This window comes from Mesorhizobium sp. M0938, assembly GCF_040319125.1.
Lineage (GTDB): Bacteria > Pseudomonadota > Alphaproteobacteria > Rhizobiales > Rhizobiaceae > Mesorhizobium > Mesorhizobium robiniae.
In genome coordinates, this window is the sequence record NZ_JAMYNS010000003.1 from 263383 (window position 1) to 289406 (window position 26024).

31 protein-coding genes are annotated in these 26024 nt (G+C 61.8%); 15 read left to right on the plus strand and 16 right to left on the minus strand.

Annotated features, from left to right (window positions below; translation table 11 throughout):
- Positions 1-35 precede the first annotated feature (35 nt).
- Positions 36-839 carry a non-homologous end joining protein Ku gene (ku, locus tag NKH73_RS06525; RefSeq protein ID WP_352929234.1) on the minus strand — a complete coding sequence of 268 codons (804 nt, stop codon included), beginning with the start codon at positions 837-839 and terminating at the stop codon, positions 36-38.
- A 225-nt stretch (positions 840-1064) separates the two neighbouring features.
- Here ku and NKH73_RS06530 point away from each other — a divergent pair, with 225 nt between their 5' ends.
- Positions 1065-2159 (plus strand): branched-chain amino acid ABC transporter substrate-binding protein, encoded by a 1095-nt coding sequence (locus tag NKH73_RS06530; RefSeq protein WP_352929236.1) that lies wholly within the window; start codon positions 1065-1067, stop codon positions 2157-2159.
- 7 nt (positions 2160-2166) lie between these two features.
- Here NKH73_RS06530 and NKH73_RS06535 read toward each other — a convergent pair whose 3' ends face one another.
- The 4 genes from NKH73_RS06535 to NKH73_RS06550 form a co-directional block, all read right to left on the minus strand.
- Positions 2167-2829, minus strand: coding sequence for a hypothetical protein (locus NKH73_RS06535; RefSeq protein WP_352929239.1), 663 nt, complete (start codon positions 2827-2829; stop codon positions 2167-2169).
- 108 nt (positions 2830-2937) lie between these two features.
- Entirely contained in the window at positions 2938-3153 is a 216-nt protein-coding gene (locus NKH73_RS06540; RefSeq protein WP_352929241.1) for a hypothetical protein, read from the minus strand.
- A gap of 60 nt (positions 3154-3213) precedes the next feature.
- Complete coding sequence (locus NKH73_RS06545) at positions 3214-3459, minus strand: hypothetical protein (RefSeq protein ID WP_352929243.1); 246 nt, start codon at positions 3457-3459, stop codon at positions 3214-3216.
- Between the two features lie 188 nt (positions 3460-3647).
- Positions 3648-3809: a hypothetical protein gene (locus NKH73_RS06550; RefSeq protein WP_352929245.1), complete on the minus strand. Its 162-nt coding sequence runs from the start codon at positions 3807-3809 to the stop codon at positions 3648-3650.
- 433 nt (positions 3810-4242) lie between these two features.
- On the opposite strand from NKH73_RS06550, the gene NKH73_RS06555 reads away from it, so the two are divergent.
- Positions 4243-5988: a thiamine pyrophosphate-dependent enzyme gene (locus tag NKH73_RS06555; protein WP_352929247.1), complete on the plus strand. Its 1746-nt coding sequence runs from the start codon at positions 4243-4245 to the stop codon at positions 5986-5988.
- A 54-nt stretch (positions 5989-6042) separates the two neighbouring features.
- On the opposite strand, the gene NKH73_RS06560 is transcribed toward NKH73_RS06555, so the two are convergent.
- The 3 genes from NKH73_RS06560 to NKH73_RS06570 form a co-directional block, all read right to left on the minus strand.
- Positions 6043-6357: a hypothetical protein gene (locus tag NKH73_RS06560; RefSeq protein WP_352929250.1), complete on the minus strand. Its 315-nt coding sequence runs from the start codon at positions 6355-6357 to the stop codon at positions 6043-6045.
- Between the two features lie 167 nt (positions 6358-6524).
- Complete coding sequence (locus tag NKH73_RS06565; protein WP_352929252.1) at positions 6525-6773, minus strand: hypothetical protein; 249 nt, start codon at positions 6771-6773, stop codon at positions 6525-6527.
- A gap of 104 nt (positions 6774-6877) precedes the next feature.
- Positions 6878-7699 carry an SIR2 family NAD-dependent protein deacylase gene (locus tag NKH73_RS06570; protein WP_352929254.1) on the minus strand — a complete coding sequence of 274 codons (822 nt, stop codon included), beginning with the start codon at positions 7697-7699 and terminating at the stop codon, positions 6878-6880.
- A 144-nt stretch (positions 7700-7843) separates the two neighbouring features.
- On the opposite strand from NKH73_RS06570, the gene NKH73_RS06575 reads away from it, so the two are divergent.
- Positions 7844-8161, plus strand: a complete 318-nt coding sequence (locus NKH73_RS06575) for a hypothetical protein (protein ID WP_352929257.1) — start codon at positions 7844-7846, stop codon at positions 8159-8161.
- Positions 8162-8180: 19 nt separating this feature from the next.
- Here the strand turns inward: NKH73_RS06575 and NKH73_RS06580 are convergent, their stop codons facing one another.
- From NKH73_RS06580 to NKH73_RS06590, 3 genes are all read right to left on the minus strand, one after another.
- The gene (locus NKH73_RS06580) at positions 8181-9116 is read right to left on the minus strand and encodes an NAD(P)/FAD-dependent oxidoreductase (protein WP_352929260.1); all 936 of its coding nucleotides are present in this window, start codon (positions 9114-9116) and stop codon (positions 8181-8183) included.
- A gap of 75 nt (positions 9117-9191) precedes the next feature.
- Positions 9192-9665, minus strand: a complete 474-nt coding sequence (locus NKH73_RS06585; protein ID WP_352929263.1) for a DUF2269 family protein — start codon at positions 9663-9665, stop codon at positions 9192-9194.
- A complete protein-coding gene (locus NKH73_RS06590) occupies positions 9665-10951 on the minus strand; it encodes an SDR family oxidoreductase (protein ID WP_352929266.1) in 1287 nt (428 codons plus the stop codon). Before NKH73_RS06590 ends, NKH73_RS06585 begins: the two co-directional genes overlap by 1 nt.
- A gap of 150 nt (positions 10952-11101) precedes the next feature.
- Between NKH73_RS06590 and NKH73_RS06595 the strand changes: the two genes are divergently transcribed.
- Both NKH73_RS06595 and NKH73_RS06600 read left to right on the plus strand, forming a co-directional pair.
- Positions 11102-11323: a DUF2934 domain-containing protein gene (locus tag NKH73_RS06595; protein WP_352929268.1), complete on the plus strand. Its 222-nt coding sequence runs from the start codon at positions 11102-11104 to the stop codon at positions 11321-11323.
- Between the two features lie 31 nt (positions 11324-11354).
- Positions 11355-11486 carry a hypothetical protein gene (locus NKH73_RS06600; protein ID WP_352929271.1) on the plus strand — a complete coding sequence of 44 codons (132 nt, stop codon included), beginning with the start codon at positions 11355-11357 and terminating at the stop codon, positions 11484-11486.
- A 60-nt stretch (positions 11487-11546) separates the two neighbouring features.
- On the opposite strand, the gene NKH73_RS06605 is transcribed toward NKH73_RS06600, so the two are convergent.
- Together NKH73_RS06605 and NKH73_RS06610 are read right to left on the minus strand one after the other, a co-directional pair.
- Positions 11547-11765 carry a hypothetical protein gene (locus NKH73_RS06605; RefSeq protein ID WP_352929274.1) on the minus strand — a complete coding sequence of 73 codons (219 nt, stop codon included), beginning with the start codon at positions 11763-11765 and terminating at the stop codon, positions 11547-11549.
- 127 nt (positions 11766-11892) lie between these two features.
- Positions 11893-12111 carry a hypothetical protein gene (locus NKH73_RS06610; protein ID WP_352929277.1) on the minus strand — a complete coding sequence of 73 codons (219 nt, stop codon included), beginning with the start codon at positions 12109-12111 and terminating at the stop codon, positions 11893-11895.
- A gap of 211 nt (positions 12112-12322) precedes the next feature.
- Between NKH73_RS06610 and NKH73_RS06615 the strand changes: the two genes are divergently transcribed.
- Positions 12323-12562, plus strand: coding sequence for a hypothetical protein (locus NKH73_RS06615; RefSeq protein ID WP_352929280.1), 240 nt, complete (start codon positions 12323-12325; stop codon positions 12560-12562).
- Between the two features lie 5 nt (positions 12563-12567).
- The gene (locus NKH73_RS06620) at positions 12568-12963 is read left to right on the plus strand and encodes a GFA family protein (RefSeq protein ID WP_352929283.1); all 396 of its coding nucleotides are present in this window, start codon (positions 12568-12570) and stop codon (positions 12961-12963) included.
- Between the two features lie 17 nt (positions 12964-12980).
- Here NKH73_RS06620 and NKH73_RS06625 read toward each other — a convergent pair whose 3' ends face one another.
- Both NKH73_RS06625 and NKH73_RS06630 read right to left on the minus strand, forming a co-directional pair.
- On the minus strand, positions 12981-13340 hold the full coding sequence (locus tag NKH73_RS06625) for a response regulator (RefSeq protein ID WP_352929286.1): 360 nt from the start codon (positions 13338-13340) through the stop codon (positions 12981-12983).
- The gene (locus NKH73_RS06630) at positions 13337-16447 is read right to left on the minus strand and encodes a CheR family methyltransferase (RefSeq protein ID WP_352929288.1); all 3111 of its coding nucleotides are present in this window, start codon (positions 16445-16447) and stop codon (positions 13337-13339) included. Before NKH73_RS06630 ends, NKH73_RS06625 begins: the two co-directional genes overlap by 4 nt.
- Before the next feature lie 350 nt (positions 16448-16797).
- Here NKH73_RS06630 and NKH73_RS06635 point away from each other — a divergent pair, with 350 nt between their 5' ends.
- Positions 16798-17394 carry a response regulator gene (locus tag NKH73_RS06635; RefSeq protein WP_352929291.1) on the plus strand — a complete coding sequence of 199 codons (597 nt, stop codon included), beginning with the start codon at positions 16798-16800 and terminating at the stop codon, positions 17392-17394.
- Between the two features lie 195 nt (positions 17395-17589).
- Here NKH73_RS06635 and NKH73_RS06640 read toward each other — a convergent pair whose 3' ends face one another.
- Complete coding sequence (locus NKH73_RS06640) at positions 17590-17862, minus strand: hypothetical protein (protein ID WP_352929293.1); 273 nt, start codon at positions 17860-17862, stop codon at positions 17590-17592.
- 274 nt (positions 17863-18136) lie between these two features.
- On the opposite strand from NKH73_RS06640, the gene NKH73_RS06645 reads away from it, so the two are divergent.
- From NKH73_RS06645 to NKH73_RS06675, 7 genes are read left to right on the plus strand one after another with little or no spacing between them, the layout of a single operon-like run.
- Entirely contained in the window at positions 18137-19243 is a 1107-nt protein-coding gene (locus NKH73_RS06645) for an NAD-dependent epimerase/dehydratase family protein (RefSeq protein ID WP_352929296.1), read from the plus strand.
- Positions 19240-20313 carry an NAD-dependent epimerase/dehydratase family protein gene (locus NKH73_RS06650; RefSeq protein WP_352929299.1) on the plus strand — a complete coding sequence of 358 codons (1074 nt, stop codon included), beginning with the start codon at positions 19240-19242 and terminating at the stop codon, positions 20311-20313. The genes NKH73_RS06645 and NKH73_RS06650 overlap by 4 nt, the downstream gene beginning before the upstream one ends.
- Positions 20310-21602 carry a TIGR04295 family B12-binding domain-containing radical SAM protein gene (locus NKH73_RS06655; protein ID WP_352929302.1) on the plus strand — a complete coding sequence of 431 codons (1293 nt, stop codon included), beginning with the start codon at positions 20310-20312 and terminating at the stop codon, positions 21600-21602. The genes NKH73_RS06650 and NKH73_RS06655 overlap by 4 nt, the downstream gene beginning before the upstream one ends.
- Positions 21603-21625: 23 nt before the next feature.
- On the plus strand, positions 21626-22687 hold the full coding sequence (locus NKH73_RS06660; protein WP_352929305.1) for a glycosyltransferase family 4 protein: 1062 nt from the start codon (positions 21626-21628) through the stop codon (positions 22685-22687).
- 2 nt (positions 22688-22689) lie between these two features.
- The gene (locus NKH73_RS06665) at positions 22690-23820 is read left to right on the plus strand and encodes a CgeB family protein (RefSeq protein WP_352929308.1); all 1131 of its coding nucleotides are present in this window, start codon (positions 22690-22692) and stop codon (positions 23818-23820) included.
- Positions 23817-24911, plus strand: a complete 1095-nt coding sequence (locus NKH73_RS06670) for a CgeB family protein (protein ID WP_352929309.1) — start codon at positions 23817-23819, stop codon at positions 24909-24911. Before NKH73_RS06665 ends, NKH73_RS06670 begins: the two co-directional genes overlap by 4 nt.
- Positions 24908-26017, plus strand: a complete 1110-nt coding sequence (locus tag NKH73_RS06675) for a CgeB family protein (RefSeq protein ID WP_352929312.1) — start codon at positions 24908-24910, stop codon at positions 26015-26017. Before NKH73_RS06670 ends, NKH73_RS06675 begins: the two co-directional genes overlap by 4 nt.
- The last annotated feature ends 7 nt before the right edge of the window (positions 26018-26024 follow it).

The following is a 26024-nucleotide window of genomic DNA, read 5'->3' on the forward strand; positions in this document are numbered from 1 at the left end:
GTGCTGCCTTTGTCCTCCCGAGCAACTCCGTGCGCCTATTTTCGCTTTCCGGCCTCCGAGCCGATGCTCTTGCGCAGCGCATCCATGATGTTGATCACGTTGCTGGGCGGTTGCTCGGGCTTGGCCTTCGCCTTGGCCGGCCGTTTCTTGCCCTTCTTCTTCGAGGCAATGATCTCCAGCAGCCGCGCCTGGACGGGATCTCCGGTCATGGCGGGATCCCACTGCCTGGTTCGCTCATCAATCAGCGTCGAGACCATGTCCATCATTTTCGGGTCGGGTTTGGCGTCGTCGATCTTGCCGAAATAATCCTCGGGATCGCGAACCTCGTCACCATAGCGCAGTGTCCACAACACAATGCCCTTGCCTCGGGGTTCGAGCATGACGGCGCGCTCGCGGCGATACATGACCAGTCGCGATATTCCGACCGTCCCTGTCGACTGCATGGCGTCGCGAATGACGGAGAATGCCTCCTCCCCGACCGGGTCGTCAGGGGTGAGGTAATGGGGCTTGTCGTACCAGATCCAGCCGATGCTGTCCGCATCGACGAACATGTCGATGTCGATCGTACGGGTGCTCTCAAGCGCAACCGCGTCGAGCTCGTCGTCCTCGAGCAGCACGTATTCGTCCTCGCCGCGCTGGTACCCCTTCACCTCGTCGTCTTCAGCAACGGGCTTGCTGCTGACGGCATCGACGTATTGGCTGACGACCCGATGCCCGCTCTTGCGATTGAGCGTATGAAACCGGACCTTTTCGCTCTCGGTGGTAGCGGGCGTCATCGCGACCGGACAGGTCACCAGCGAAAGCTTCAGATAGCCCTTCCAGAAGGGACGTGGTGCCATCAGGGAACCCCGGCAGATGTAAAACAGCCGAACGCATCAGGGTATCGATTGTTCCAGCTGCGTTTCGTCGCGCGCCCAAGGCTCGCGAGCAAGATCGCTTGTCTTCGACCCTCAAGAAAGCCTGATGCCGTCGAATTCATCACTTTTCCGGTTCGGGAAGGAACCGATGGGCGCGAGCGCAGTTCGGTGCAGACAAACAGCTCGGCGGCAGCAAGGACCATTTCGATGTCGGAAGCGATCCGGATCGCGATCGGCGCTCCATTGTCGGGAAGTGCGGCAGCGCTTGGCGCCGAAATGAAGCAGGCGATCGAACTCGCGGTCGAGGAGCAGATCGCGGACATTGCGGGGCTTCCCATCTTGCTTGAGGCCGCGGACGATCAGGGCAAGGTCGAGACCGGACGGCAAGTCGCGGACGAGTTTTGCAGCCAGCCGGATCTGCTTGGCGTCGTTGGCCACTACAACAGCAATGTCACCATCGCTGCGGCGGAGACCTATGCCGCCCACGACCTCGCGATGATCACGCCGATCGCTTCCGACACGGCGCTCACCGAGCGCGCGCTGCCGAACGTCTTCCGCTTTACCAACCGCGACGACCAGACCGGAGCAGCCATTGCCCGTCATCTCTACGACGTCATGGGCAAGCGCCGCGCCGTCCTGGTCGAAACCGAAACCATGTATGGCCACAGCATGGGCAGCGCGTTCTCGCGGGCATTCCTGTCGCTTGGAGGACGCATCGCGGAGCGGCGAACGGTTCGCGAAGGGAGCCGCGATTTTGAGCCCGTAGTCGCGTCCCTGCGGGCCGATTTCGACCTCTTGTTCTACGGCGGCAGTTTCGAGGGTGCGTTCATCCTGCGAGCAATGCGCCGTGCAGGTCTCGACCAGCTCTTTGCCAGCGGTGACGGCTGCTGGGACGCGGTGAATTTCCTTGAGCCTGCAGGAGAAACCGCGACATTGGGTGAAGGCGTTCTTGTGCTATCCGCTACGCCCGAACTGGGCAAGGTCGCGGGTTCGAGCGATTTCGCCGCCCGCTACGCGGCGCTGTTTGGACCGATCGGCAACTATGCCGTGAATTCCTACGATTCAGCCCGTGTGCTGATCACCGCAATCAAGGACGCGATCACCGAATCCAAGGGAAATCCGAGCCGCCGCGACGTTCTGATTGCGATGCGGAAGCTCCATTTCCAGGGCATTGCTTATAGCGATCCGGTGCAGTGGGACGAAAAAGGCGACAACCTGGCCGCCGTCACGGCGCTCAACGTGGTGGAAAATGGCCGATTTCGACAGATTGCCGAAATCCCGCAGATGCAAGGTATCGGATAGATACGCCTCACGACGGCGGCGGCGCACTCGGAAATAACACGCGCAATTTGTGCTCCGCGGCGGCCCAGTTGCGCATGTGATATTGCCAAAGGCAACCATTGCTCACCGCAAAGGCCAGCATTCCGACGACCACGGCGAGGCTGATCGTCGACCCAAGGACCGCATTGGTCATCACACCGGCAAAGACGCCGGCGATCGCACCGTTGACGACATTGACCATGCCGGCGGTGCTGGTGAACGACTGCCAAGAGGTAGGCTTGAGACCGACATCAGCAAGCAAGGCAAGCTGGTTGTCATGCGTCGAATGGACAAGATATCGCGCCATGGATGGCGCCAGCTCGGTATAGTAGTGCCTGATCCGCGCCATGCCGCGTGCGTGGACCATATCCTCAATTGCCACCTGCACGGCCCTGACAAAGGTGACCAGTCCGACGAAGTAGAGGCATGGCAGCAGGATCAGGCTGAACAGCACGAATGGCTGGCCCATTTTCGTCACCTGAGCGACGAAGGCGAGAGCAATCGTCGCGCTCGATACGGAGGTCAGGAACAGATTGGCGCGCTGGTTCGCCTCCTGAATCGTGGCTGCCCGGGCGGTTTGCAGCACGAAATGCTCTGTCGTCATCATCTGCAGGAGTTGCTGCCCGCTCTCGCTGTCACTTGTTTCTGTCATCGCGAATAGGTTTTCGTCGGTCGCGGTGTTGCCGGGTAAAGCCGCATCGGCAATGCCGGATGAGCCTCCCCTGGAGGGCAGGCGACCGCGCCATACGGCGAGTGGCTGTCAGTCCCGCAAACGATTGGCGGCGTGGTCCTGGCGTTGGTCGGTCGCGACCTGCTTGGAATCCAGACCGCGTTCCTTGGTATGTTGCGCCTTGTCGCGGTTGGACAGGACTTGGTTTTCCCCGATCTTATCCTTTGGGGTCGTGGTCATGGCGCCTGTACCAGAACCCTTCCCCTGTGAACCCGCTCCGATGTGCTTTTTGCTACCTTTTGCCATGGGCTTTCTCCAATTCGTGTGGGACGACGCAGTGACTAACCGTCCGGACGGTCCTCGGGGTCAGTCGTCGGGGCGGTTCTTGTGATGAACGCTCTCCTGATTTTTTCCGCGAAGGATGTTGCGGTCGTCAGGATCGACAAGGTCGGGTGTGTCGGACCTGATTTCCGATCCCTTGCGCAACGCTTCACGTTCCGCTGCCGATCGCTTCAGGTCCGCCTCTGCGTCGAAATCCTTATCGGCGCCCTTCGTGTTCTCTCGCTTTTCAATGATGCGCATTTGCTGTTCATGAGTCCTGCGTCCAGCCATTGGTTCCTCCAAGATGCCTCGCTTCGATTGATGCCCAGATCGCTGGCGGCAATCGTCGGATTCCCGGTGATTGCAGGCCGTGCCGAAGCCATCGTGCTCTCCACGAGCTGGGCCTGTCCTATGGCGATAATGGCAGGGCGGCGGGATCGTTCCGAAATGGCGGTCGAATAAGCCGTCCTTCGCTCATCTCAGTCTTTCTCTTCGCGATACAAGCGCTCAGTCGCCCGTTCACTCTCCCTGCGTTCTGCGGGACCGCGGCGGCGTCGCGTAACGAGTGCGTAGGCGATCAGGATTGCCAGTATCAGCGGACCGCCTGCAACGACGAGCAACCACATGCTGTTCTCAAACATGGACCATCTCCTTTTCCTCACAACCGAGAAGGCGCCGAAACCGTTCCTGGGTTCTGCCGCCAATCGCCAATGTTTGCGATTGGCCAAATCGCTGGCGACTTTGTCATTCCGTTGCGAGTTCGCGATCCGTGGTTTCAACTTGACAGGTGACGGCAGTTATGCTAGGAATTTATTCATGGTGCTGATTTGCGCCGACCCGCCGCCAAGGCGGGTTTTTTGTTTCGGCGCTACCCTACAAGACTGCGAGTAGCCATTGACGGGCCATTTCCGATCGGCTTCCGCTGCGCGGTTCGCAACGCCGCCGTTCCGATGGAACATCAGGCTATCTCAGTCGTTCGGCAACCGATCGCTGATTTCCACCACTGACGCCCGACGCCGCAGCGAGCGCGCAAAGCTGCAGGGGATAAATCCACCAGACGCACAGGAGGCAACCATGCCCAACACTGCCGAGATCCTTGTCGACACACTGATCGCCTGGGACGTACGCGTGATCTTCGGCCTGCCGGGGGACGGCATAAACGGCATCATGGAGGCGCTGCGCACAAGGCAGGACAAGATCCGCTTCGTACAGGTGCGGCACGAGGAATCCGCGGCTTTCATGGCGACAGCCTATGCCAAATGGACCGGCAAGCTCGGTGTCTGTCTCGCCACCTCAGGGCCAGGAGGCACGCACCTGCTCACCGGCCTCTATGACGCAAAGCTCGACCAGGCGCCGGTCCTTGCCATAACCGGCATGCAGTTTCACGACCTGATCGAGACGTTCACCCAGCAGGATGTCGATCTCACCCGCGTCTTCAACGACGTCACCGTCTTCAACACGCAAGTGAGCGACGCAGCCCATATGGAAAACGTCGCCGGCCTGGCCTGTCGTTCGGCGCTTGCGGGACGCGGCGTTTCGCATCTTTCGATAGCCAGCGACGTGCAGGAACAGACGGCGGCAAAGCGCTCGCTGCGCAATCTTCCAAAACATACGCCTGAGCGGTGGTTCGAAGGGGACAAGCGACCCGACGACGCCCAGCTCGCTCTTGCAGCGGACATCCTCAACACCGCCTCGAAAGTAGCAATCCTCGCCGGGCGCGGTGCGCTTAATGCGAAGGCCGAGCTCGAGAGGACGGCGGAACTCCTCGCCGCACCCGTTGCCAAGGCCTTGCTCGGCAAAGCCGTCCTGCCGGACGATCACCCGCACGTCATGGGCGGAATAGGAATATTGGGCACGCTGGCTTCGCAGGAGATCATGGAGGAATGCGAGGCGCTGCTGATCGTAGGCTCGACCTTTCCCTACATCGAATACTATCCCAAGCCGGGCAAGGCGCGCGGAGTGCAGATCGACTGCAATGCGCAGCGCATTGGCCTTCGCCATCCCGTCGAGGCCGGTCTGGTCGGCGATGCGGCCATCACCTTGCAATTGCTCAACGAAAGGCTGAAGCCAAAGCAGGACAGATCCTTTCTCGAGAACGCGCAGCAGAGCGAGCAACGTTGGCGCAAGATGATGGCGGAGGCGGAAAGCAGGGACGATGTGCCGCTCAAGCCGCAACGCATCGTCAAGGCATTCGGCGATCGAATGCCTGCGAACGCCATCCTCGCTACCGATTCTGGTCAGAATACAGAACTTGCCGCCCGTCATATCGATATCAAGGCAGGACAGGATTTCGCCGTCTCCGGCTCGCTGGCATCGATGGCCTGCGGGCTGCCCTATGCGATTGCCGGTGGGATCGCCTTCCCGGGCCGGCCGGTTTTCGCGGTGGTCGGCGACGGCGGGCTGGCTATGCAGCTTGGCGAATTTTCCACCGCCGTGCGTTACAAGATTCCGCTCAAGCTTCTGGTGATCAAGAACAACATGCTCAACCAGATCGCCTGGGAGCAAATGATGTTCCTCGGCAATCCGCAATTTGCCTGCGAACTCCAGCCGATCGATTTCGCCCTGGCCGCAGAGGCCATGGGAGGCATCGGCTACAGCGTCACCAGGCCGGAGGACGTCGATGGGGTCCTCGACGCCGCCTTTGCCGCGGAAGGTCCGGTGATCATAGAGGCGGTCGTCGACGCGTATGAACCCATGCTGCCGCCGCGCATGCCGGATGAATATCGCAAGAACATGCGCACAGCGCTGCGGGAAACGCCGGGCCGCAAGGAGATCGAAGCAAACCTCGCTCGGGAGCCGCTGAAGACGATGATGGGCTAATAGGGTCGGCCTGCCCGCCGACCAGGCCGTTTGACCTGCAAGTCCCCTGGCCGGTCACTCCTTGACGTAGGCGCCTAGCTGGCGGCCGCTCTTCGGGGCCTTGGCATCCTTGGAACGCTCGGCGATCGACGGACCGGCGCCGGACGTCATTTCTGTCGCGGCACTGGGGGTGGACTGCCCGGGCCGGTTCTGCCCTTCGGACTGATGGGTTTTGTCCTCCACCTCGTTTCTTGACCGTGTCAGGCCCATCCCGCCGGCAGGCTTCTTGTTGCCGGCCGCCTCTTGGGAGAATTGATCAGACGCGTCCGCATCTTTCTTGGCCGGGTACTTGGTCGCGCCATGTTCATAACGGGTCTCGTCTTCAGTCATAGCGTCTCTCCAATTGTCTCCTGCGGCGGTTAAACATTCCTGTGACGGTCCGGGTTCCAACCGCCGCTGGCGCTCCGGACGGACGCCATATGCAACGCGCGCGGCACCGTGCCGTCAAACGGATGCCGCGCCCGCCGGCACGGCAACACTCAGGCGTCTTCCGCCAGTCAGGCCTCTTGCCATGGCGTGTGCAGGATGTCGGCGCCCGGCTGCTCGTCGAACAGGACCGCGCAGCCGCGCTCCAGCGCCACCGGCGACAAAGCATTGGCCACGGTTTCGTCCGGCGAAATGAAATCACCGGTCAGCACCCGCAACTCTTCCACGGCTTTGGCCATCGACACCAATCGCCCTGCGGCGCGGCCGGTGGTGCAGGCATCGATGACGGAAACGAGATCGATCATATCGAAGTGGCCCATCATAGGCCTCCGCAAACAGCGTCCCTTCCGGCTATGAACGCCGCAGCGGTCGACAATGTTCCGAACTTGCCACCGACCATTCGGCTTCAAGCTCGGTGCATGCTCTAGGCGTGGTCTATCCTGTCCTTGAGCTTGCTCAGGAATGTCACCAGAGCCTCCTCCGGCCGGTCGGCCTCCTCGGTCAGCATGTCGATGCCCCAGCGTCCGAGGACGGCTTCCTGGACGACGCTCGGTTGCGGCATGAAGACGAAAGATTTCGGACGGTTCTTTTCGTAGCCGGACCGGCGCCAGGTTTCCCAAAGCCGATACAGCAACAGCCGGATGTTCATATCGGACATGCTGTAGCCGATGAACAGGATGGTGCGCCCCAGCGCGTCGGCGCGAAACTTCACATCCAGCGGCGAATCGAACGATAGCCGCTCGAAATAGTCGGACTCGGCCAGAACCAGCGATGCATCGTCATCGAAATCCCCGTGGTATTTGATGATCTGGGTAGCCTCGCCGTTCACTTTGGCGATGTCCTTGGCGTTGGCCACTTTTACGAACGGCCGGTCGTGGACTTCGAACGCAACCTCAAGATTTCGATCATAGTTGGTGGTGTAGATGATCGGGAAATCGAGTGACACGATCAGCTCGTGGATCGCGGATCCTTTCACTTTTTTCCGCGAGACGCTCCATTCGCGATCCATCCAGCTGCGCAAGGAGCCGATACTGCCATGCTTTAGCCGGTAGTATTCGGCAAGAGCCTGATAGCTGGGTTCAGGCATATCGGCCGCAGCGCGGTCGAGGCCGAGTTCATCCTCCATATGCTCGATGAGCTTCTCCCAGGATGGCAGGCCGACGCTCATCGACACCCCCGCTCCGACGAACAAGATCGCTCGTCGCTGTTTCACGGATTGAGCCAGTTGCTCGAGTGCAGGCGGCATAGCCAACTCACCAGGCAGTGATCCAACACAACTGCGAAAGGCTGCGTCTGTTCCGGAGTGGCCGGATCATGTCGGTGTTCAGCAATTCGGGCGCAGACTGGAACCGCTGAGGCAGATTGAAGTTTGGTTGCCAGGGAGACGATGATGGCCGCACAACGAGATCAGACGCCCGCCAAAGCGAGAGGCGATATTCAGGCGACGCAGGACAAAAACCCGGGATTCGACCCCGCGGCCGCACCTGAAGAGACCGATGCAGAAGCGGCAGATGCGCCAAACCCTGTCATTGAGGCTCGTCCACGGGGACGGCCAGAGTTCACGAACGAAGCGAGTTTCGCCGATGCTATGCGGCCGCTGGAAGGCGAGCCTGATCTTCAGCCTGGCAAGAACTGGCCGGTGTTGGTGATTGCCGCGGTCGTTCTCGTGGCGGCCACGATCTTCGTGATGGCAGCCATGCTGCGCTAGCAAGACATGCTTCCGGAGCTTATTCGTACCCGAGGGCCAAGTCGTTGTGAGCATCTGTTGCGGCTATCGCAGCCTGGCCGAAAGCGACAGCGATCTGGTTCAAGGCCTTGACGAGGTCGCCGATCGCATACACCCCATCGACCGAGGTTCGCTGATGCTTGTCGACGACGACGTAGCCGTCGTCGCAGCATTTGACACCCATTGCCAGCGCGAGCTCGGAACGCACCCGACAACCCATCGCCGGATAGATGACGTCAAAATGGCGCACCGCGCCATCCCCGAGGAGGGCATCGTAGCCGCTGCCGGCAGGAACAAACCTTTCGAAGGCATCGCAAATGGCAATATTTCCTTCCATCGCCACGCGCCGTGTTCTGGCCGAAAAATCCGGAAGATAGCGAGCCAGCATTGTGACGTGCTGCGTATACTGCTTGAGGAACATGGCCTCCCGCAGTGCCTTCGCCTCCTCCCCGATGACGGCGACCCGATGATCAATGACTTCGTAGCCGTCGCAAACCGGGCATAGGCGTACGCTGCCTCTGGCAATGGCCTCGCGCAGGTCCGGAATAGCAGGTACAAGGTCGACAATACCCGTCGCCAGGAAAATCTTGCGGGCGCCGATCCGCCCTGCGTTTGTCTCGGCGCCAAACCCGCCTACGGTCGGCTCGATCGATGACACCTGACCCTCCACCAGTGTCGCTCCGTATTTGTCGGCCTGCGCACGAAGCCGGTGCAGAAGATCGGCGCCGCTGATCCCTTCCGGAAATCCCGGACAGTTGCGGCTTTCCGCAATCAGCATGGCGCGCGCCTCATTCGCGTCCACCACGACGACCCGATGGCGGAACCTGCCGAGATAGATCGCGGCCGCCAATCCGGCAGGCCCGCCACCAACGATGAGGACATCCGCGTCAGTCCAGGATGAGGCTGAATGTCGGCGTTTGCGTACGGCTTGATCCATCCGCGTCGAACGCACTCGTGGGAAAGATGTTCCGGCGCCGAAAATCGAAGCCGCACGGGGCTGTCGCGGCAAGCGCTACCACTCGATCGCCGGCCGCGCGATCATCAGCCAGAAGATCCCGAGGACGGCAGCAAAGGCGGGAAAGCCAAAGGCGAACCACAGCCAGAAAAGCCTGATATACCGGGCCGGCAGCGGGGTGCCCGCTTTAGCGGCTGCGGATGCCAGATTGCGCATCTCCATCTGCATCCATACCACCGGCAGCCAGAAAACGCCGGTGACGATGTAGAGTGCGATCGAGAGCGCGATCCAGCCTTCGGAGAGCGGGTAACCGACCTGCCAGGCAAGCGCGACGCCGGTTATCGGCTGCGCCACAACCGCGGTTGCCGTGAAGAGGAAATCGGCGATTACCACGATGCGCGCCACGGCCGCAATCGTTGCCGCATTGCCGGTCCTGTGGGCGAGAAGCATGAAGAAGGCGATGCCGGCGCCGGTGCCAAGCAGCACACTGGCACCGATGACATGCAGGTACTTCAGCACGAAATAAAGCATCAGCGCTCCTCCAGTATTGCCAAGGCAACAAAGTGCAGGACGATGATCGGCAAGACCTTCAAGAATGGCCCAAGCGGTTCGTTCCAAAGGTCCGGGCGCAGGAAGGTGCCCAGGATCAGATAAAACAGCGAGAGCGCAATACCAGCGTAGAGGCCTTTTCGCGCCGTTGGCCGCCAGGCTATGAGCGCGCCGACAACGATGTCGGCGAGAGCGCCGGCGACTACGGTCGGCGCCGACAACATTCCGGCCCCGGTGCTTTGCATGAGGCCGATGCCGTTGCCGAAGCCAGTGGTCAGCGACACAATCCCCGTCATGATCCAGAAGAAGGGCAGGACGACGAAGATCGCAGGTTTGGCGAAATAAAGCCCGGCAAACCATTTTTCCTGCACGGTTGCGGGATTGAGCGCGAGGAACTGCGCCAGGCTTTGTGGCTGTATGCCGGTCAAGGAAATCCAGTCCGAGGGATCTCCGATCGCCCCTCGTGTGATCTCCCTGGCGGCGTTGCTGCGCATTGGAGGCCGCCAGCCGAGCATCGCGGCAAGATCGCCGAGGCGGTAAAGAAGCCGCGCAACCCATCCCGGCAAGACAAGTCTCGATGCTGGAGCCCAGCCGAGCCAACCGCGGAAAGTGCCGACGATCTCGTCCATGGTCAGCTGTTCGGGGCCGGCAAGTTCCAGCGCAATACGGGACCGACTGCCGGGATCGAGAAAGAAGAGCACCGTCGAGACCACATCCTCGAGCTGCACAACCTGCAGCCGGCCGGTATCGGGCATCGACGGCAGGACCGGCAGCGAGGCCAGACCGCGAAACAACGCGCTGGCCCCAAACACAGGCCGGCCGAGCACCACGGAAGGGCGAAGGATAATCCAGTCCAGATCAAGCGCCATCAGAGCCTGATCGCCGGCATGTTTCGTCGCCGAGAACGACGAAGGCTGTGCGCGATCCACACCCATTGCAGAGAAGTGGATCACCTTGGCAACGCCGGCCCGCGCGCAGGCGAGAAAAAGAGCCGCCGCCGCATCGCGATGAACCTGCCCGGTGTCTTCGCGGGGACTATCCTGCAGAACGCCGGCACAATTCACGACGGCATCGATGCCGGTGAGATGCGGCAGCCAATCTTCAGGGCGTAGCGCGGTCGCCATGTCCAGCACCAATGATTGGTAGCCGCGAGCTCCATTGTCCCGAGGGCTGCGGACGATGCCGACCACCTCATGGCCTTCGGAAACGAGGCGGGCGCAGACCGAAGCGCCGATCAGGCCGGTGGCGCCGACAACGAGGACTCTCATGGGATTTCGATCTCGGCCGCTGGAGGCATATTGTTCACTTTACTCTCCGGCCCGCGAATATTCGACGTGCTCTCTCGCGCGAGAACTGTCCGGGCAGCGCGGAACAAAACCATCGACCGCGGGATTTAGGACAGCAGCAGGAGATCCATCATGGACAGGGAAGAGCGTATCAGGCGGCGAGCCCATGAAATATGGGAGCGTGAAGGCCGTCCGGAAGGGCGGGAGCGGGAGCATTGGGATCGGGCTGTCCAAGAGATCGAGGCAGAGGGTTCCGAAGCAGAACGAGGTCCGGTTGTTCCCGACCCGACCGTTGGAGCCGGCTCCGATCCCGCACAGGCGACGCGCGGAGCTAACCGCAAGCCGAAATCTTGACCGGCTGTCCGGCACGGAAAGGAAAATGCCCATGCCTCGTCTTATCTCCTTGGGAGTGATCGTAGTGGCGGTACTCTTCATCGTTTGGCTGTGGGCCGACCAGACCGGCCAGACCAGCGTCGAGACCCAGCCCGCGCCCCATGCAATAGACCAGGATGGATGACGCCCGCCAAATTCTATTCCGAACAGGGCCTGCAAGGCTCGCAGTTGACGCGATCCTGGCCTAGGTCGAGGGCGCGGCATCCTCATTCCTGTACTCCTGAATAAGGCCAAGGATTTGCGATCGAACCAACTCGCGAGCCTCGGGCTGAACGAACGGCATCAGGAGTTCGACCCTCTCCTCGATCTTCTCGGGAAGATCCGCGGCAGGATCGATGAGATCGTTACCGTGCGCGTAGAGATTGTCCGTCAGCTTCTTGTCGAGGTCGGAAAAAATACCCATCCATCTGCTCCAAGCCAGCTTCTCTGCTTTAATTGGGAGGCTGACGAATTGTTCCGCCGGGGCGGTCGCTAACTAAAGAGCTGCTTGCCCGACCGAAGCGTGCCGGCATTGGCCCGCAGGATCGCGATTATTGCTGGTCCGGCATCTCGGTATTCTCCCGGGGATTCTTCTTGACACCCGCCGCAGGCGAGGTGTCGGCCGGGGCGTTGCCGCCTTGGTTCTGCTCAGGCGCTCTTTTAACCGGCGAGGTTTGCCAGCCCATGTCGCCGTACAGAAAGCCTATGAGAAAGCCGACGATAATAATCGCGGCTATGGCCAGCGAAAGTATAGCGTTGCGTCGCTGCATATCCGGCTCCTTCCTGCGAGCCGAACAGCCGGTGGCGAAAATGGTTCCCATCTACAGGAATGCGCGTGCAGCATACGTTGCGCACCCAGGAAGATGCCTGAAGTTTCAGGCCGTGGAACTTCGCACCTTGCCGGCGGTTGACATGCACGAGTGACGAGCAGCGAGCGAAATGAGCTGTTCACCGACACTCTCGCAGCAGGAAGGAGACACCATGGGCAAAGAGAATACGACATCGAAGCCGGTAATCCGGCAGGCGGATGCCGGCGGCTTGCCCCATCCAAGGCGGGACGCCGACAATACGGATGCGGGCGCGAAGCCGCCGACGCCGAAGACCGCCGGGACCTCAAAGCCCTCGACTGCTCCGCTGGACAATCCGGTGGCGAACCGCAATGCGGGCCGGCCGCGCCAGTCAGGCACCACACCACGGCCGTCCGAAAAGCCGCTGGACTGAGGTCGATGGCCGGGGTCGAACGGGACGGCGGCTGCCTGTGTGGCGCCGTTCGCTTCAAAGTGAGCGGCGCTCCGCTGCGCGTCGGAATCTGCCACTGTCAGGATTGCCGACGCGCCAGCGGCAGCTTCTTCACGCCGTTCGGCGTCTGGCCCATTTCGGCCTATGAAGGCAGCGGAGAAATGAAGATATTCGCCAGACGCAGTTTCTGCCCGCAATGCGGTTCGCATATCGCCTGGCTGCGGGACAACGAGGCCGAGATCATGCTCGGCTCGCTCGACATGGCTCCCAGCGACCTCATTCCGGATTATGAACTGTGGGTACCGCGCCGTGAAAACTGGCTCATGGCATTACCCTGGGCGGAGCAATTTGCCGGTGATCGCTTTCCGCCTTCCGATCCATGACGAGCGGCTGAAAGAAGTTAGGAAGTGCGGGCCAATTCAGCCAAGGCACTCAAAATGGCAGCCTGATCTGCCGGCTTGCGAACAAATTTGAAGGTGGCGAAGGCGGATGGAACATCGTGCGGGCCAAATCCGCTCAGACACGCGAACGGAATGTCGCGGGTTTGCAATTCTTCTGCAATTGCCAGGCTTGTCTCGCCGTTCAGCTGAATATCCAGCAACGCCACGTCGACATGATCTTCGCCGACAAGGCCAAGCGCCGCCGCCACCGAGGGGGCGGGGCCGACGACCTGATGTCCCGAAGCGCGCAAACAAGCAGCGATGTCCTCGGCGATGAGCCATTCATCCTCGACCACCAGAACGCGCAGCCGGTCGCTCATGGCGTCTCCTTGCGCGTCATCGGAAATGTGATCTGGACCTCAAGGCCATCACGGTTGAAGGCGGTCTCGACGTCTCCGCCCAGCCTGTAGCCGATCTCGCCCTGCAACAGCGAAAGCCCGAAACCGTTTACTTCAGGCTTTTTCACCGGCGGCCCGTCTCTCTCGCGCCAAACGAGCGTGAAGACATCGCCCTCGCCTGACCATTTCACAACGACCTTGCCCTGGGGCTTCGACAGTGCACCATATTTGGCGGCGTTGGTCGCCAGTTCATGGATGGCCATGCTGAGGGAAAGGCCCTGTTGCGGACTGAGCTTCACTTCAGCCCCGTCTAGCTCGAAGCGATCGATGCCGAACGGTTCGAGTTCCTGTCGCAAGAGTTCGTTGATAGCCGCTTCTTTCCAGCGCTCCTTCGACAACAGCCCGTAAGCCCGCGACATGGCATGCAAGCGACCGATCAACGCCTCGGCGAACTCCTCCTTCGTTTCCGAATTCTCGCGGGTGCGGTTGGCGATGCTGGCGACGACCGCCAGCATGTTCTTGACGCGATGGTTCAGCTCCGAAATGAGCACCTGGTTTTGCTTTTCCGCCTCGGCCAAGGAGGTGACGTCGACCAAAGTGACCACGACGCCCTGAATTCTATCGTCCTTGTCGCGATAGGGATTGATGCGAACCATGTGAAACCGGCCCTGGGCGTCGCGCGCCGGATGATGGTTCAGGGTCTCTCCGGTTTCGAACACCGCATTGATGTGCTGTTTCAGCTCGGGATAGTCGAGTTGACTCGAAAGCTCGGTCAGCGGCCGGCCGACGTCGGATGGACGCAGGTTGAAGAAAGACGAGGCCGCCGGAGTAAAGGTGCGCACCACCAGATTGCGGTCGAGAAAAATGGTTGCGATCTGCGTGCTTTCGAACAGATTCCGCAAGTCGCTGTTGGCGTGATCGAGCTCCTCGATCTTGCTGGTCAGTTCCGAATTGATGGTGTTGAGTTCCTCGTTGAGCGACTGCATCTCCTCCTTCGACGCCTCAAGCTCCTCGTTGGTCGACTGCGCCTCCTCATTGACGGAGACGAGTTCCTCGTTCGACGATTTCACCTCTTCCAGCGCGGTCTCGTACTCCTCGATCGTCGATTGCAGTCGCTCGCGCGCGTCGCGCAGCTCCCGCTCGAGATCCGCAGTGCCTTCGCTATCGTGCTCTTCGCGCCCCACGTCCGACCGCGCCTGCACCGGGCCCGAGGGTTCGAACAGGACAAGATACAGCCGTTCGCCCTTGCCGCGTTCGGCCAGGGGCTCGACAGTGAGTTTTATCGGCTGGGCCTGTTCGTCGTCCTCGTCGACGACGACATTTTCCCGCACCACAGTGCGGCGCGTCGTGGCGGCTTCCCGTAACGCCGCGCGAAGGTCGAGCCTTAGCCCGGCGCGGGCCAAAGTCAGCACTTGCCGGCTCGGAATGCCTTGCGGCGCTTCGAGATATCTGCCGGTCCGGGCCGAATAGTAGACGACGTCACCATCGCCATTCACCACGACATGCGGAGGCGCGAAACGCTCCAGCACCTGCGCCTCGACAGCCTGCCGAAGCGGATAGCTGGAAGTTCCTTTCTTCGACCCCGTGCCTTCGGGCATGAAGGCGCCCGAACGGCCATCGCCGATCAGCATCGGCAGCCTTATATGGGGCGAGGCATGTTCCCGCGCCTGAAAAATGCGCTGCTTCTTGTCAACGGTGGCGAAGAGGTTGTCGTGCTGGCCGACGCTTTCGGAGGTGCCGAGAAAAAGATAACCGCCCGGCTTCAACGCGTAGTGAAAGATCGGAATGACCCGGTTCTGGATGTCCGAGCCGAAATAGATCAGCAGGTTGCGGCATGAAACCATGTCCATGCGTGAAAACGGCGGGTCGCGGACGACGCTGTGAGGGGAAAACACGCACAGCTCCCGTACCCCGTTGACAAGCACGTAGCTGTCGCCGTCGCTGCTGAAAAAACGCTGCTTGCGTTCGGGCGAAAGCCCCCTCAGCAATGCCGCCGGGTAACGTGCCGCGCGCGCCACCGCGAGTGCCGGCTCATCGATATCAGTCGCAAATATCTGGACGCGCGGCGTGACCGGAAGCGTTTCCAGATGTTCACGCACCAGCATGCCGAGGGAAAACACCTCCTCGCCGGTGGCGCAGCCAGGCACCCAGATCCTGACGGCATCGCTGGCAGTCTTGCCCTCGAAAAGCTGCGGGATAACCTTTTCCTCGAGCAGCCTGAAGGCATCGGGATCACGGAAAAAATCGGTGACGTTGATCAAAAGATCACGAAAAAGGTTCGTCACCTCGCGAGGGTCCTTTTTCAGCCATTCAACATAGTCTTCAATCGAATCCAGCTGTGCGATCTGCATGCGCCGCTTTATGCGACGCAGGAATGTCTTGGCCTTGTAGCCGGAGAAATCATGGCCGGACTGGCCCTGCAGAATGCCGTAGATCTCGTCGCGGAGCCGACCCATGTCTGCCGTCTCGTGGTCGCCGTCTCCGCCAACACCGTTCAACATATCGAAGCTGCGGGCGAACCCTTCGAGCTTCGCACCGATGTCCTCCGCGGGCGCCGCAATATCGATCAGCCCGCTGGAGATCGCACTTCTCGGCATGTCCGGATTGCGCGGGCCGTAGCCGTCGGGTGCCTGGGCGACAGTCAGTCCGCCACGCTCCTTGATCGCCTTCGCGCCAAGCGTGCCGTCAGAATCGCCGCCCGACAAAATGACACCGACCGCATATTCGCCCTGATCCTCGGCAAGCGCGCTGAAGAAGATGTCGATCGGCTTGCGCTCGCGGCTGAGTACGTTGGATTGCCGCAGGTGCAGCACTCCCTTCTCAATCGTGAGAACGACGTTTTGCGGCATCACATAGACCTGGTCAGATAGGACTGCCATGCCGTCCTCGGCGACGGCGACCGACATCTGCGTGTAACGCCTAACGACCTCGTGAAGCAGGCTTTCGCGCTCGGGACTGAGATGGGTGACGATGACGAAGGCCATGCCGGGCCGGCCGCTGATGCCCTTGAACAGACCTTCCATAGCGGGAATGCCGCCTGCGGAAGCGCCGACGCCCACAATGGGAAATCTCTTTATCCGGGATGTCACCGCAAGCCCTCGGTTGAACAGCCTAGACCACAAGGCCGCCAATCGACCCAAAACCCACGACCGGGCTGAACCCGACGCCATCATATAACGCGCAAGAGGGCCGGAACAAGTCCGTGCAGACGGCGTTAAGGTCGGGACCAATTGTGGAACTTCAATGTCAAAACGCACACTTGACCTAAAGCTAACAAAACGAGCGTTGTTGCGCTCTTCGGATTTACTGGGCTTGCCGGCAAACGAACCCATTCCTCCCCGCATGCTCGTTTTGGCGAAACGATTGCAGGCAGCCTTGCAGGAACATTCTGAACCAGCCCGTGCGGATCGGAAATCTCGCTCCAAGAAGGGACGATGAGGTGCGCGATCTGCGAGGGGTGCACATCCTGATCGTGGAAGACGACTGGGTATTGGCCGGCGATCTAGCCAGGTATTTCGGCAATATGGGCGCGGTCGTCCTTGGCCCTGCGGCGACGGTCGAGCAGGCGTCTGCGCATACCGAGACGGCCGAGGCGGCGATCCTCGACGTCAACCTCAACGGCCGGCGGGTGTTTCCGATCGCGGACGAACTGATGCGCCGCGGCGTGCCTTTCGTCTTCTTCAGCGGCGACGAGGATATCGTCATCCCGGAACGCCTGCGCCACGCCAGCAATCTTCGAAAATCATCGGATAGCTACGCAATCTTCGATGCCTTGTTTCCTCCGGAAATATCGGCCGTGACGGGCAGCCCGCCCGTGAATCTGTCAGACAACGTCTTTTCACTTCTTCCGAAGCTCAGGCTCGCAGCGCGCCTGCTTCTGGGCGACGTGAGCGCTTCGGACCGGCTGGTCGAGCGAACGCTGGAGCGAGCCATCGGCGAGATCGACAGGAGGCGGGCCGGCGTGTCGACCGAAGATTGGCTAAACGGTATCATGCGAAGTGTTGCCAGATCGAGCGGAACGAGCCTGTTGCACTGAAGCGCGACCGATCGCGGACGACCCGGGGTCCTGGTCTCCTTTATTGATTCTTTTATTTGCTCCATCGGGCCGGACCACTCGATATCCGATACACGACTCCGAAAAAGCACGCTAATGCAGCGGACTGGGGTGAAACTCTCTATCGGAATGCAAGGTGCCTAAGAACTACCGGGGGACCATGGACGCGGCGGCCTATCAGCCGCCCTGGTTTCGCTCGACGAACTTGTTGAACCGGCTGGTTTTTCCGCCACCGGTTTCGTCCTGGTAGAGGAAGGCCAGATCGTTCTCGTCGAAAATCCGGAAGAACTCGTCCCATTCGACGGCTTCGAACTCCTCCTCGGGTTCGCCAAAATCGATCCGCAGGATGCCGCCCTCGCCCCTAGTGCGTATCACGGCAGGTCGGCCGCCCCGATCTTCGGCCCACTGGCGGATCTCGTCGTGATTGGTGGTCGTCTTCGAGTCAGACATTGAAATCTCCTTTCGATCCGGGCTTTACGAGCTTCACGGCCGGGTCTGGCGCGCCACTGCTCGATGACAGCTACCTGTCTGTCCGCTGCTTCCGACCACGGCCGGGTCAGCGCCCTAACCCCAAACAAGCTGCAATGTTCCGAAGGTCCAAGGCCTGTTCGCGATGCGTTCACCTCGGTTTGAGAGACCCCAAAACCATCTTTGTTGAAGGATAGGGAACAAACCTTTTGCCAAACAGTTCGGGGCGCCAAGGCCATCTGCGCAAGGAGTTGTCGTGAAACGCATATTGGTTACCGGGGGCTGCGGTTTCATCGGCCGCCACGTCGTTCAGGAACTCGTCGAACATGGTTATGCCGCCTGCATTCTCGATGCGCTGCTGGAACAAGTGCACGGGGGCGAGGCGATCAGCCTGCCGGCGGGAGCCGAACTGATCAAGGGCGACGTTCGCGACCGCGACGCTGTCGCCGAGGCGCTTCAGGGCGTCGACGCCGTCATCCATCTGGCGGCCGAGGTCGGCGTCGGCCAATCCATGTATGAGATCGCCCGCTATGTCGGCGCAAACGACCTCGGCACCGCCAACCTGCTTGAAGCGCTGATCAAGCATCCGGTCGAGCGGATCGTCGTCGCTTCGTCGATGAGCGTCTACGGCGAGGGCCTCTATGCGACGCCGGACGGTCGGCGCGTCGACAATGCACGGCGGCAGCCGAGCGACATCAAGAGCGGCCAATGGAACCCGCTGTCGGCGGCGAATGAAAGCCTGTCGCCGCTGCCGACGGACGAGGAAAAGCCGGTCGATCTCGCCTCGATCTATGCGTTGACGAAATATGCCCAGGAGCGCGCGGTGCTGATCTTCGGGGACGCCTATGGCGTCGATGCGGTGGCGCTGCGCCTGTTCAACGTCTTCGGCGCCGGACAGGCGCTCTCAAACCCGTATACCGGCGTCTTAGCAAACTTCGCCTCACGGCTCGCCAACGGCCAGCGGCCGATGATCTTCGAAGATGGCGAGCAGAAACGCGATTTCGTCCACGTGCGCGACGTCGCCCGCGCGTTTCGCCTGGCCTTGGAACAGCGCCAGGCGCGCGGCCATGTCATCAACATCGGCAGCGGAAAGGCCTATGCGATCAGCGAGGTCGCCCGGCTGCTCGCCGATGCGATGGGCTTGCCGGGGAGTCAGCCTGAAATCCTCGGCAAGGCGCGCTCCGGCGATATCCGCAACTGCTTCGCCGACATCGCGAAGGCGCGTGAATTGCTCGGCTTCGAACCGCGGCACCGGCTGGAGCACTCCCTCGACGAGTTCGTCGCTTGGGTTCGCAACACGGTTGCCATCGACCGCGGCGCCGACATGAAACGGGAGCTCGAAGAGCGGGGACTGGTGTCATGAGGCCCGATGGTTTTCGCGAAGCGCCGGTCACCATCGTCGGCGGCAGCGGCTTCATCGGCTCGAACCTCGCGGACAGCCTGTTGTCTGACGGCGTGCCGGTGCTGGTCATCGACAATCTCAGCCGTCCGGGCGTGGAGCAGAACCTCGCATGGCTGGCGCAGAAGCACGGCGATCGCCTTGCCGTTGAGACCGTCGATGTCCGGAATGCGGACGTTCTGGCGCCGCTTGTGGCGCACTCCAGGGCGATATTCCATCTTGCCGCGCAGACCGCCGTCACCACGAGCCTCGTCCAGCCAAGCGAAGATTTCGACATCAATCTTCGCGGGACATTCAACATCCTGGAAGCCGCCCGCCGGAGCGGCAAGCGCATCCCTGTGATCTTCGCCAGCACCAACAAGGTCTATGGCGGCCTGCCCGATGTCACGGTGCGCGAAGAGCACGACCGGTGCGTGCCCTGCGACGCCGGCATCCGCGCCAACGGCATAGACGAGACCTGCGGCCTGGATTTCTGCACGCCCTATGGCTGCTCCAAAGGCGCGGCGGATCAATATGTGCTCGACTATGCCAAGTCGTACGGCCTGCCAACCGCGGTCCTGCGCATGAGCTGCATCTATGGACCGCGCCAGTTCGGCACGGAGGACCAGGGCTGGGTCGCCCATTTTCTGCTCAGCGCGCTTTCCGGCCGGCCGATCACAATCTACGGCAACGGCAAGCAGGTGCGCGACATACTTCATGTCTCCGATGCCGTTGCCGCCTATCGCGCGGTCCTTGCGGGGATTGAGGACATCGGGGGCCAAGCATTCAATCTCGGCGGCGGACCGGACAACGCCGTCAGCCTGCGCATGCTGCTCAAGGAGATCGGCGAGCTGACCGGGCGGAGCCTTTCGATCCGCTACGACCGGGAACGCACCGGCGACCAGCCGTTCTTTGTTGCCGATACCCGCAAGATAGAAGCGAGGCTCGGCTGGAAAGCGCAGGTCTCCTGGCGCGACGGCATCCGCGATCTCACCGACTGGCTGCAGCGTCATCGCCTTGAGCCGCAAGCCGAAGCAGCGAGGTACGTGGCATGAAAGTCGCCCTGGTCAATCCGTTCTGGACCTACGAAGACAGCATCTATTTCGGCTGCCGCCAGCCGCATCTGCCGCTGGAGCTGGGCTACTCGAAGGCTTTGCTGGAGGCTGACGGTCATGAGGTGCTGATGCTGGACGGGCAAATCCAGAAACTGGACAACGCGATGCTTGCCGATCGCGTCGCCGCCTTCGCGCCGACTATGACCGTCGTCAGCACGGCGCCGACCTATCTGTTCTGGCGCTGCGCGCCGCCCGAGTTGCGCGTGCCCGCCGATTTCCTCAACCGCCTCGCCGGCCGCGGCGGCCGCACGGTCGCTGTCGGACCGCACGGCTCGGCGACGCCGACGCCGACGCTGCGCAAGCTTGGCGTCGACGTCGTCGTGCGCGGCGAATGCGAAGAGATCGTCGCGGAACTCGCCAGCCGTGACGACTGGAGCGCGGTGCCCCATACCGCCCATCTCCATGGGGGAAAACTGGTCGGCAATGGCGGCGTCCACGCCAGTTCCTTTGTCGGTCATCCGCCCCTCGAATGGCCGTCCGATTGGATTGCCGCCCATCCGCACCATCACCACAGGTTCGATGACGATCAGGTGGGTTTCGGAGCGGAGGTCGAGGCGTCCCGCGGCTGCCCCTACAATTGCAGCTTCTGCGCCAAGATCGATTTCCGCGACGCCTACCGCCGCCGGAACCACGATGCGGTCATGGCGGAAATCGACCGCCTGATCGGACAAGGCGTCGGCTACATCTATTTTATCGACGAGATCTTCCTGCCGCAGAAAGCGCTGCTGGAAGCATTGGTCGATCGCGACGTCAAGTTCGGCGTGCAGACCCGCATCGATCTCTGGAAGCCGGAACTTCTCGAATTGCTGGGCGCCGCCGGCTGCGTTTCGATCGAGGCCGGTCTCGAAAGCCTGACCGTGGAAGGCCGGGCCATGCTGGCAAAGCGTTGCCGGCTAGGCACCGAGGAACTGGCTGCGCTGCTGGTCAATGCACGACGTCACGTTCCGTTCGTCCAGGCCAATCTGATCGGCGTGGTCGAGGACGATCCCGCGTTGGTCGATCATTGGCGCAAGCACCTCATCGACCGTGGTGTGTGGGCCAACGAACCGGTGCCGCTCTATCCCTACCCCAGTTCGCCCAGCTACCGCGAGATCTGGGGCGAGCCGGACGATCTCGCCTGGGAGCGCGCCCATGAGCACTATCTGGCCTCGTTCCGGACATTCAGCGACATCCAGGAGAAGCGTCCTCGTGCGCTGGCCGAGTTGGAGGCCACATGTTGCAGTCACTGATCCGGCGTCCGCGGCGAATCCTGATGACCGTCGATGCCGTCGGCGGCGTCTGGCGCTACGCGCTTGATCTGGCGCGGGAGCTTGCTCAGGGCGGCGACAGCATCGTGCTTGCCGGATTGGGACCGGAGCCGTCCGAGGAGCAGGCGAAGGAGGCGCAGGCTTTCGCAGCCCTGGTGTGGCTCAAGACACCGCCGGACTGGACGACCAAGAATGAGGCCGATCTGGACAGCTTGCCGCAGGAACTAGGGCCACTTGTTCGTGATTATGCGATCGACCTCGTCCATCTCAATGCGCCAACGCAGGCCGTGGGACTTGATGTGCCGTGCCCTGTCGTGGCGGTCTCGCATTCCTGCGTCGTGACGTGGCTCCGCGCTGTCAAGGGACTGGCCGCGGACGGCGAATGGGGCTGGCAGAAGGATCGCAACAGACGCGGTTTCGATTGGGCAAATGCGGTTATCGCCCCCAGCCGCAGCCATGCCGACATGCTCGAAGCCTGCTACGGACCGATCGCCCGCCTGAGCGTCGTCAGCAACGGTACGCGGCCGGGTCCAAAGGCACAGAGGCGGGAAGCAGTGGTTCTCGCCGCCGCGCGCTGGTGGGATGAAGGCAAGAACGCAGCTACGCTGGATCAGGCGGCATCGCTGACCAAATGGCCGGTCTTTGCTGCCGGGCCGCTGCAGGGCGCCGATGGGCAACGCTCCAGGTTCAGCAACGTCATCCCTCTTGGCTCTGTCTACTACGATGAGGTGCGTCTGTTGATGGGGCGGGCCGGTATCTTCGTATCGCCGTCAGTCTACGAACCCTTCGGCCTTGCCGTTCTGGAGGCAGCCACATCGGCAACACCTCTGGTGCTTGCCGACATGCCAACCTATCGCGAACTGTGGGACGGCGCCGCCATGTTCTACGACGCCCATGATCCACGCGATCTCGCCAGATCTATCGATTGTCTCTCTTGCGACGCCCAGCATAGGCGCCGGCTCGGCGAAGCCGCCGCACGCCGGGCGCGCAAGTTTTCACCGGCAAGACAAGCGGCCGCCATGCACGACATCTATGATCGGGCCGCCCTGGCCGTTGCGGAACGCTGACGATGCGGTTTGTATTCTATACCCATTCCGTCGTTTCCGACTGGAACCACGGCAACGCACATTTCCTGCGCGGCATCATGCGGGAGCTCGTTACGCGCGGCCACCAGGCGATCGCCCTGGAGCCCGCGGACGGCTGGAGCCGTTCGAACCTGCTGGCAGAGAAAGGCCCCTACGCGATCGAGCGCTTCAGGAAGGATTTTCCGGAGCTGATGCCGGTGACATACGACGCCTCCTTCGACCATGAAGGCTGGGTTGCCGACGCCGATGTGGTGATCGTCCACGAATGGACGGACCCGGCCCTTGTCGCGCGCATCGGCAGGGCCAAGGCCAACGGAGGCGGTTTCACGCTTCTGTTCCACGACACCCATCATCGCGCCGTCTCGGCGACGCAGGCGATCTCGGCTCTGCGGCTGGAACATTATGATGGCGTGCTCACCTTCGGCGAAGCTTTGCGGCAAAGCTATCTTCGCGCCGGCTGGGGTAAACGTGCCTTCACCTGGCACGAGGCGGCGGATGCGCGCCTGTTCAAGCCGCACCCCGAGATCGACCCCACATCCGACGTCATCTGGATCGGCAACTGGGGCGATGACGAGCGCAGTGCCGAAATCAAGGAATTCCTGATCGGTCCGGTGGAAGAACTTGGCCTGAGCGGCACTGTTCATGGCGTGCGCTATCCACGCGAAGCGCTCGCCGATCTTGCCGCCGCCGGGCTGGGTTACGAAGGCTGGATTGCCAATGCCGACGTGCCTAAGGCATTCGCGGCGCATCGCGTTACCGTCCATATCCCGCGGCGTCCGTATCGGGAGAGCCTGCCCGGAATCCCAACGATCCGCATGTTCGAGGCGCTCGCCTGCGGCATCCCGCTCGTTTCGGCGCCTTGGGCCGACGTCGAACAACTCTTCAGGCCAGGCATCGACTTCCTTTTCGCCCGCGACGGAGCCGAGATGAACCGTCATCTGCGCAATGTGCTGGACGATGCCGACCTGGCCGCCTCTCTCGTGAAATCCGGGCTCGAAACCATCCGGGCGCGACACACATGCCGGCATCGGGCGGACGAGTTGTTCGACGTGCTCGCCGAATGCGGCAATCGCCAAGCCGCCAATCCCATTGCCATAGAGGAGACAGTTGCATGAAGATTGCCTTTTACGGATCGAGCCTGCTGTCTTCCTATTGGAACGGCGCGGCGACCTATTACCGCGGATTGCTCAAGGCTCTTTCCCAGCTCGGCTACGAGATCACATTCTACGAACCGGACGTCTACGACAGGCAGAAGAACCGCGACATCGAGGCGCCGGACTGGTGCAATGTCGTCATCTACGAGGCGACCCCGCATGCGCTGATGCAGGTGGCAGCAAGCGCCGGCGAAGCCGACATCGTCGTCAAGGCGAGCGGGGTAGGCTTCGAGGACGAGGCGTTGCTGCGCGCGGTGCTCGACCATGCCCGCTCCGATGCGCTGACAGTGTTCTGGGATGTCGACGCACCGGCCACTCTGGGCCAGTTGCGCGACGAACCGGACCACCCCCTGCACCGCGCGTTGCGGGAGATCGACCTTGTCCTCACCTATGGCGGCGGCGACCCCGTCGTCTGGGCCTATCGTGCGCTGGGGGCGGCCGAGTGCGTGCCGATCTACAATGCGCTCGATCCCGAAACGCATCATCCGGTGGCGAAGGATAAGCGCTTCGCTTGCGACCTCGCCTTCCTCGGCAACCGCCTGCCGGACCGCGAAGCGCGCGTCGAGGCGTTCTTCCTCGACCCGGCCAGCCGTTCGGGCGAGCAGCGTTTCCTGCTCGGCGGATCGGGTTGGGGCGACAAGCAGCTTCCGGCAAATGTCGCCTGGCTCGGCCACGTCGGCACGCGCGACCACAATGCGTTCAACGTCACACCCAAGGCGGTGCTGAACATCAGCCGCGACAGCATGGCCGCCAATGGTTTTTCACCTGCCACACGCGTCTTCGAGGCTGCGGGTGCCGGCGCATGCCTCATCACCGACGCCTGGCTCGGCGTCGAATTGTTCCTGGTCCCTGGCGAAGAGATCCTGGTGGCGCGCGACGGCAACGATGTCGCCGAAATCATGCGGACCCTCACACCCCAGCGGGCAAAGGCGATCGGCGCAGCTGCGCTTCGGCGTGTTCTTGCCGAGCATACTTATGCGTTAAGGGCAGATGTGGCCGACGCTGTCTTCAGGCGTCATTTCGAGCGCCCCACCGTGGAGGCAGCGGAATGACCAAGCGGCTCGATATCGTCTTCCTTGGCCTGTCCTTGTCCTCTTCGTGGGGAAACGGCCACGCCACGACCTTTCGGGGGTTGCTGACGGGCTTGCACGAGCTCGGCCATCGCGTCACCTTCCTCGAGCGCGACGTGCCTTGGTACGCAAACCATCGTGATCTGCGCGACCCGGATTTCTGCACGTTGCGCTACTACGAGACGACGAACGATCTTCGTGGGAAACACGCCCGCTGCCTGAAGCAGGCCGATGTCGTGGTGGTTGGCTCCTTCGTTCCGGAGGGGCGAGCAGTCGTCGACATCGCCGCGTCCTTGTGCACGGGGCAGTTCTGCTTCTACGACATCGACACGCCGGTCACGCTGGCAAAACTCGCCGCGGACGATTGCGACTACATCTGCCGGCGGCAGATTCCGTATTTCGACGTCTATTTCTCATTCACCGGCGGGCCGACGCTCGCCCGTTTGGCGGCGGACTTCGGTGCACGGCGCGCCGAGCCGCTCTACTGCTCCGTCGATCCGGAACGGCATCGCCGAACGGCCGATCCGATCTGCTGGGATCTTGGCTACCTTGGCACCTACAGCGCGGACCGGCAGCCGACGCTGGATACTCTCCTGCTTGAACCGGCAAGACGCATGCCGGACCGTCGCTTCGTCGTAGCCGGCTCCCAGTTCCCGTCCGAGACCGTCTGGCCGAGCAATGTCGATCGGATCGAGCATTTGCCGCCCGCGGACCACGCCGCCTTCTATAGCCGTCAGCGCTATACGTTGAACGTCACACGCAGCTCCATGATAGCGGCTGGATGGTCTCCCAGCGTACGCCTCTTCGAGGCGGCTGCCTGTGGCACGGCGATCATCAGCGATCGCTGGCCAGGTCTGGATAGCTTCTTTCCGGCAGCCACGATCAACACCGCCGGCCAAGCCGAAGACGTGATCGGTATCCTGTCCAGGCAATCCGACCGCGCTAGGCTGGCCATGGCCAAGCGGGCACGCGAAACGATCCTGGCAGCACATACCGGCGCCGCGAGAGCTCGCGAATTCGTTTTGCTGCTGGCGCGATCAAGATCGGCACGTTCGGCCCTCGATCTGGACGTCGAAAGTGCAGCATGACTGGCAG

Bases quoted from the DNA above. Each gene is read 5' to 3' on its own strand.
- ku (WP_352929234.1), bottom strand. From the start codon at position 839: ATGGCACCACGTCCCTTCTGGAAGGGCTATCTGAAGCTTTCGCTGGTG.
- NKH73_RS06530 (WP_352929236.1), top strand. From the start codon at position 1,065: ATGTCGGAAGCGATCCGGATCGCGATCGGCGCTCCATTGTCGGGAAGT.
- NKH73_RS06535 (WP_352929239.1), bottom strand. From the start codon at position 2,829: ATGACAGAAACAAGTGACAGCGAGAGCGGGCAGCAACTCCTGCAGATG.
- NKH73_RS06540 (WP_352929241.1), bottom strand. From the start codon at position 3,153: ATGGCAAAAGGTAGCAAAAAGCACATCGGAGCGGGTTCACAGGGGAAG.
- NKH73_RS06545 (WP_352929243.1), bottom strand. From the start codon at position 3,459: ATGGCTGGACGCAGGACTCATGAACAGCAAATGCGCATCATTGAAAAG.
- NKH73_RS06550 (WP_352929245.1), bottom strand. From the start codon at position 3,809: ATGTTTGAGAACAGCATGTGGTTGCTCGTCGTTGCAGGCGGTCCGCTG.
- NKH73_RS06555 (WP_352929247.1), top strand. From the start codon at position 4,243: ATGCCCAACACTGCCGAGATCCTTGTCGACACACTGATCGCCTGGGAC.
- NKH73_RS06560 (WP_352929250.1), bottom strand. From the start codon at position 6,357: ATGACTGAAGACGAGACCCGTTATGAACATGGCGCGACCAAGTACCCG.
- NKH73_RS06565 (WP_352929252.1), bottom strand. From the start codon at position 6,773: ATGGGCCACTTCGATATGATCGATCTCGTTTCCGTCATCGATGCCTGC.
- NKH73_RS06570 (WP_352929254.1), bottom strand. From the start codon at position 7,699: ATGCCGCCTGCACTCGAGCAACTGGCTCAATCCGTGAAACAGCGACGA.
- NKH73_RS06575 (WP_352929257.1), top strand. From the start codon at position 7,844: ATGGCCGCACAACGAGATCAGACGCCCGCCAAAGCGAGAGGCGATATT.
- NKH73_RS06580 (WP_352929260.1), bottom strand. From the start codon at position 9,116: ATGGATCAAGCCGTACGCAAACGCCGACATTCAGCCTCATCCTGGACT.
- NKH73_RS06585 (WP_352929263.1), bottom strand. From the start codon at position 9,665: ATGCTTTATTTCGTGCTGAAGTACCTGCATGTCATCGGTGCCAGTGTG.
- NKH73_RS06590 (WP_352929266.1), bottom strand. From the start codon at position 10,951: ATGAGAGTCCTCGTTGTCGGCGCCACCGGCCTGATCGGCGCTTCGGTC.
- NKH73_RS06595 (WP_352929268.1), top strand. From the start codon at position 11,102: ATGGACAGGGAAGAGCGTATCAGGCGGCGAGCCCATGAAATATGGGAG.
- NKH73_RS06600 (WP_352929271.1), top strand. From the start codon at position 11,355: ATGCCTCGTCTTATCTCCTTGGGAGTGATCGTAGTGGCGGTACTCTTC.
- NKH73_RS06605 (WP_352929274.1), bottom strand. From the start codon at position 11,765: ATGGGTATTTTTTCCGACCTCGACAAGAAGCTGACGGACAATCTCTAC.
- NKH73_RS06610 (WP_352929277.1), bottom strand. From the start codon at position 12,111: ATGCAGCGACGCAACGCTATACTTTCGCTGGCCATAGCCGCGATTATT.
- NKH73_RS06615 (WP_352929280.1), top strand. From the start codon at position 12,323: ATGGGCAAAGAGAATACGACATCGAAGCCGGTAATCCGGCAGGCGGAT.
- NKH73_RS06620 (WP_352929283.1), top strand. From the start codon at position 12,568: ATGGCCGGGGTCGAACGGGACGGCGGCTGCCTGTGTGGCGCCGTTCGC.
- NKH73_RS06625 (WP_352929286.1), bottom strand. From the start codon at position 13,340: ATGAGCGACCGGCTGCGCGTTCTGGTGGTCGAGGATGAATGGCTCATC.
- NKH73_RS06640 (WP_352929293.1), bottom strand. From the start codon at position 17,862: ATGTCTGACTCGAAGACGACCACCAATCACGACGAGATCCGCCAGTGG.
- NKH73_RS06650 (WP_352929299.1), top strand. From the start codon at position 19,240: ATGAGGCCCGATGGTTTTCGCGAAGCGCCGGTCACCATCGTCGGCGGC.
- NKH73_RS06655 (WP_352929302.1), top strand. From the start codon at position 20,310: ATGAAAGTCGCCCTGGTCAATCCGTTCTGGACCTACGAAGACAGCATC.
- NKH73_RS06660 (WP_352929305.1), top strand. From the start codon at position 21,626: ATGACCGTCGATGCCGTCGGCGGCGTCTGGCGCTACGCGCTTGATCTG.
- NKH73_RS06665 (WP_352929308.1), top strand. From the start codon at position 22,690: ATGCGGTTTGTATTCTATACCCATTCCGTCGTTTCCGACTGGAACCAC.
- NKH73_RS06670 (WP_352929309.1), top strand. From the start codon at position 23,817: ATGAAGATTGCCTTTTACGGATCGAGCCTGCTGTCTTCCTATTGGAAC.
- NKH73_RS06675 (WP_352929312.1), top strand. From the start codon at position 24,908: ATGACCAAGCGGCTCGATATCGTCTTCCTTGGCCTGTCCTTGTCCTCT.